This is a genomic window from Variovorax glucosi, assembly GCF_051216695.1.
In the GTDB taxonomy this organism is placed as follows: domain Bacteria; phylum Pseudomonadota; class Gammaproteobacteria; order Burkholderiales; family Burkholderiaceae_C; genus Variovorax.
Map to the genome: position 1 here is coordinate 1 of NZ_JBPJZE010000438.1, position 1,016 is coordinate 1,016.

Here is a 1,016-nt window from a genome sequence, read left to right on the forward strand (position 1 = left end):
GTCGCCGCTCTGGCCGTTGCTTCACTGGCAGTGCCTTCCTGGGCGCAGTCCGGCTGGCCAAGCAAGCCGATCCGCATCGTCGTGCCGTACACGCCGGGCGGTTTCACCGACCAGATGGCGCGGCTGGTGCAGATCGGCCTGCAGACGAAGCTCGGCCAGCCGGTGCTGATCGACAACAAGCCCGGCGCCAACAGCTTGATAGGTGTCGACGCGATCGCCAAGGCGGCGCCCGACGGCACGACCTTCGGCGTAGTCATTGCCGCCTACGCGGCCAACACCACGCTGTACCCCAAGCTGCCCTACGACCCGCGTAAGGATTTGACGGGCGTGTCGCTGATGGGGGTGTCGCCGCTGCTGGCCGCGGTGAATGTCGATGCGCCGTTCAAGACGGCTCGAGAACTCATCGACTATGCGCGCGCCAACCCGGGCAAGGTGAGCTTCGGCTCGTCGGGCAACGGCTCGGCCGCGCACCTCACCACCGAGCTGTGGAAATCGCTGACGCAGACTTTCATGATCCACATCCCGTACCGGGGCGCGGTGCCGGCGTTGACCGACCTGATGGGCGGGCAGATTCAGCTTTTCTTCGATGCGCCCACGGGCCTCATCAACCAGGCGAAGGCAGGCAAGGTGCGGCTGATTGGCGTGGCGGGCGACAAGCGACTGGCGGCGGCGCCCGAGGTGCCGACCTTCATCGAGCAGGGTTTCGCGGGCTTCACCGGCAGCACCTGGGCCGGCATGCTGGCGCCGGCCGCTACGCCGCGCGACGTCGTCAAGCGGATGTCGGAGGAGGTGGCGCGCATCGTCAGGAGCGACGAGACGCGTGCGAAGCTCGACGCGATGGGCACGATTCCGGCAGGCGGCACGCCAGAGGAGTTCGATGCCTTCATCACTGCGGAGACTGCCAAATGGGGCAAGGTCATCCGTACGGCGGGCGTGAAAGCGGAGTAGCGCTTCGGACCAGGCATTGAGCGCCTGGAAGTGCATCGCGCCCCTCTGACCCTCGAGTCAGGCCGCCA

Annotated in this window: 1 protein-coding gene; it reads left to right on the forward strand. The window is 67.0% G+C overall.

The features are described 5' to 3' along the window. Positions 1-9: 9 nt before the first annotated feature. Positions 10-948 (forward strand): tripartite tricarboxylate transporter substrate binding protein, encoded by a 939-nt coding sequence (locus ACSFA3_RS26320; protein ID WP_435508234.1) that lies wholly within the window; start codon positions 10-12, stop codon positions 946-948. Positions 949-1,016: the final 68 nt, after the last annotated feature.